Here is a 3,510-nt window from a genome sequence, read left to right on the forward strand (position 1 = left end):
TCGTACAAAACCTAATTCGCACTGGCAGGGGGACTTCAACCGAAGTCACCAGTGTCAGATAATGGTTGCAGCTGAGAACCATGGCTTAGCGTACAAACATCTCAGTGCTCTGTGATTTCCCTTTATTTCGCATTACCCGTTAGTCACGCCTTATGGCATAATGCCATTATTGCTCATGGAGACTCATCTTGCGCTCGAACCTGCCTGTCACAACCGTTGAACAAATATTTCCAGTCCAGCAGCGATTGATCTCTGCTACGGATGCGAATGGGAATATTTCCTATGTGAATGACGAGTTTATGAGAATAAGTGGCTATTCTCGTGAAGAGTTGTTGGGCAGTCCGCACAATTTGGTTCGTCATCCCGACATGCCTCCAGCTGTTTTCGGGCTGATGTGGGGCTATCTGAAGGCTGGCAAAAGCTGGATGGGTATCATCAAGAATCGCTGCAAGAATGGTGACTTCTATTGGGTCAGTGCGTATGTGACACCTATTCTCGAAGATGGCCGCTTAACAGGCTACGAGTCCGTTAGAGTCAAGCCGACTCGGGAGCAAATTGATCGCGCACAAAAGCTGTATGACCGGTTGCGTGCAGGTAAAAATTCCATTCCCCAAAATCGTCATTATGCGGCATTCATGAGGAGGATGGTCTTACCTGCAACTGCGGCTGCGTTGGCAATAGGTGCGGCTAGCGTGCTGCCAAGCCTGGCAGCACAAGCGGTAACTGCCGTGCTCTTTCTCGTTACAGGATGGTGGTCCTATACGCGGCTGGAACATCAGTTGAGTCATATCATGAAATGCGCCCCTGACGCTTTTTCAGATCCGATTAGCGCCATCACTTACAGCGATACGTATGGCCCTTCAGCGCAGTTGGAAATGATATTGATTAGTGAGGATGCACGCCTTAAAACCGCACTGACTCGGCTAAGCGATCTGGCCAGCCAAGTGGCTGAAGCCGCTGCGCATTCCTCCTTACTCTCGAACCAAACTGAAAATGCCTTGCTGGAGCAGCGAGCGGAAACGGACATGACGGCAGCCGCCATGACGGAGATGGCGGCCTCAATCAACGAAGTGGCAGGGCATGTTCAAAAAACCGCCATGGAAGCGCAAGCAGCAAATGAACTGGCTGAACAAGGTGATAAAGTCGCCGGTACTTCCCGTGAGGCCATTCAGTTGCTGGCCAGTACCGTCACGAATATCAGCACTGCTGTGGATTACCTTGCCAATGAAACCCAGCAAATTATGGCTGCTGCGGGGGTGATTCAAGCCATTGCTGATCAAACCAACCTACTCGCTCTCAACGCTGCAATTGAAGCGGCTAGGGCTGGTGAGCAGGGTCGTGGTTTTGCGGTAGTAGCTGATGAAGTCCGGGCCTTGGCCGCTAAAACCCGCGTATCGACTCAACAAATTCAAAACGTCATTGAAACCCTTAAAAAAGGCGCAGATGAGGCTGTGAGCATTGCCAAACTCGGTATTCGCGAGGCCGACCACGGTGTACAGCAAGTTATAGAGGCGCAGTGTGCTCTCCAAGGCATTCGCGATGCTGTTGAACGGATCAGTGGTATGAGCCAGCAAATGGCAGCCGCTTCAGAAGAGCAGGCTAGTGTCGCTGAAGATATTGCTCGGCAGATTAATAACGTAGCGGGAACGGTTGAGAGAACAGCGAAGAATGCTAACTCCGCCGTGATTCGTGGCCGCGAACTTGAAAGTACATCCCGTGGTTTAAACTCGTTGGTTGAACGGTTCAACAGGTAGTGACCTTATGACTATTTTGGTGAATTAGGTTTATATATGAGTGCAAGATACCGTGCAGCGGTGGATGCGGCAGCTATTTTCTCGGAAACCGATAAATCCGGAATAATCACCTATGTCAATGAACAGTTCTGTGATATTTCTGGCTATAGCGCACAGGAGTTGATTGGGCAAAACCACCGCATACTAAACTCAGGGCAGCATCCCCCTGAGTTCTTTATTGATATGTGGAAAAAAGTTTCACGTGGGCAGGTATGGAAAGGTGAAATTTGCAACCGTAAAAAGGATGGCAGCCTGTATTGGGTAGAGAGCACCATTGTACCCATGTACGATGATGCCAGCCAGCGGGTGCAGAAATACGTTTCCATTCGTTTCGATGTGACCGAAAAGCGGAAGTTTCTGGAAACCTTGCAATGGCAGGCTGAGCACGACGAGCTGACGGGTCTTCCAAATCGTTTTTTGCTGTCCAAAGCGCTTGATCAGGCTATTGTCAAAGCAAAGAGCCAGTCCAGCACGGTTGCCGTGGGCGTGCTTGATCTCGATGGGTTTAAGCAGATTAACGACCGCTATGGCCACGAGATAGGTGATCGTCTGTTAGTGGCGGTGGCTGATCGCCTGAAACATAGTATGCGTATCGAAGATACCGTAGCCCGTTTGGGAGGCGATGAGTTCGTGCTGATTTTGGGTGTGCGGGATCCCAAGGTGTTGGAAAGCGCCCTGCAGAGGCTTTTAGCTGCCCTTTCCGCCGTCTACATCATCGATGGCATAGGCATTAATATTTCCGCCAGTATCGGTGTGACGCTCTATCCAAACGATAATGAGAATGCCGATACACTGCTACGTCATGCCGATCAGGCTATGTATAAGGCCAAACAAAGTGGCCGTAACTGTTTCTATTTGTTTGATGTATCAAAAGATAAGATGGATAAATCAGCTTTTGATACCGTAATACGGGTTCGCCAAGCGTTACATGATGGTGAGTTATGCTTGCATTATCAACCAAAAATAAGTTTGAGCAGTGGGGCAGTGATTGGTTTTGAAGCACTATTGCGTTGGCAGCATCCGCGAGATGGACTTATATTACCGCAGTATTTTATACCGTTGATTGAGCAGAGCGATCTGATCGTGGAGATCGGCGAGTGGGTCATAGATCAGGCGCTCAGTCAAATAGAACAATGGGCGGACTTGGGTCATTCGTGGTCTGTGAGTGTAAACATTGCAGCATTACATTTGAAAAAAGAAAACTTTGTAAAGTCCCTAAAGTTTTTGCTGGACAGCCACCCTAATGTTTTGCCGCAGATGTTGGATATTGAGATTACCGAATCAGTGGTGATAGAACACTTATCACATGTCACTCAGTGCCTCATTGCTTGCCAGGATCTGGGTGTGACATTTTCGTTGGACGACTTTGGAACCGGGTATTCATCGCTGAGCTACCTTAAACAACTGCCCACGCAGTCAATCAAGATAGACAAATCTTTTATACGCGACATACTCATCGATAAAGACAGCTTGGGGCTGACTAAGGCGATCATCGGCCTAGCGAAATCGTTTAACCGCGAGGTTATTGCTGAAGGGGTGGAAACGGTTGAGCACGGAGTGTTGCTGATGAACCTAGGTTGTGATGTAGCGCAAGGCTATGGTATTGCGAAACCCATGCCGGTAGAAAAAGTGCCATCTTGGGTGGCGAAGTTTGTCCCTGCTCATTTATCTAGAGGGGTAATAGATAAACCGCACCGTCCATGAACTGATTGCGTCG

2 protein-coding genes and 1 pseudogene are annotated in these 3,510 nt (G+C 48.9%); all 3 read left to right on the forward strand.

Going from position 1 to position 3,510, the window contains the following annotated elements; genetic code table 11:
• Nucleotides 1–299: 299 nt before the first annotated feature.
• Nucleotides 300–467, forward strand: a pseudogene (locus YA0848_RS36880) (PAS domain-containing protein); the annotation flags it as partial.
• Between the two features lie 177 nt (nt 468–644).
• On the forward strand, nt 645–1,754 hold the full coding sequence (locus tag YA0848_RS35020; RefSeq protein ID WP_371105869.1) for a methyl-accepting chemotaxis protein: 1,110 nt from the start codon (nt 645–647) through the stop codon (nt 1,752–1,754).
• 36 nt (nt 1,755–1,790) lie between these two features.
• Nucleotides 1,791–3,497, forward strand: a complete 1,707-nt coding sequence (locus YA0848_RS35025; protein ID WP_026136742.1) for a putative bifunctional diguanylate cyclase/phosphodiesterase — start codon at nt 1,791–1,793, stop codon at nt 3,495–3,497.
• Nucleotides 3,498–3,510: the final 13 nt, after the last annotated feature.

The sequence above is a fragment of the Pseudomonas sp. S4_EA_1b genome (assembly GCF_016307435.1).
Lineage (GTDB): Bacteria > Pseudomonadota > Gammaproteobacteria > Pseudomonadales > Pseudomonadaceae > Aquipseudomonas > Aquipseudomonas rhodesiae.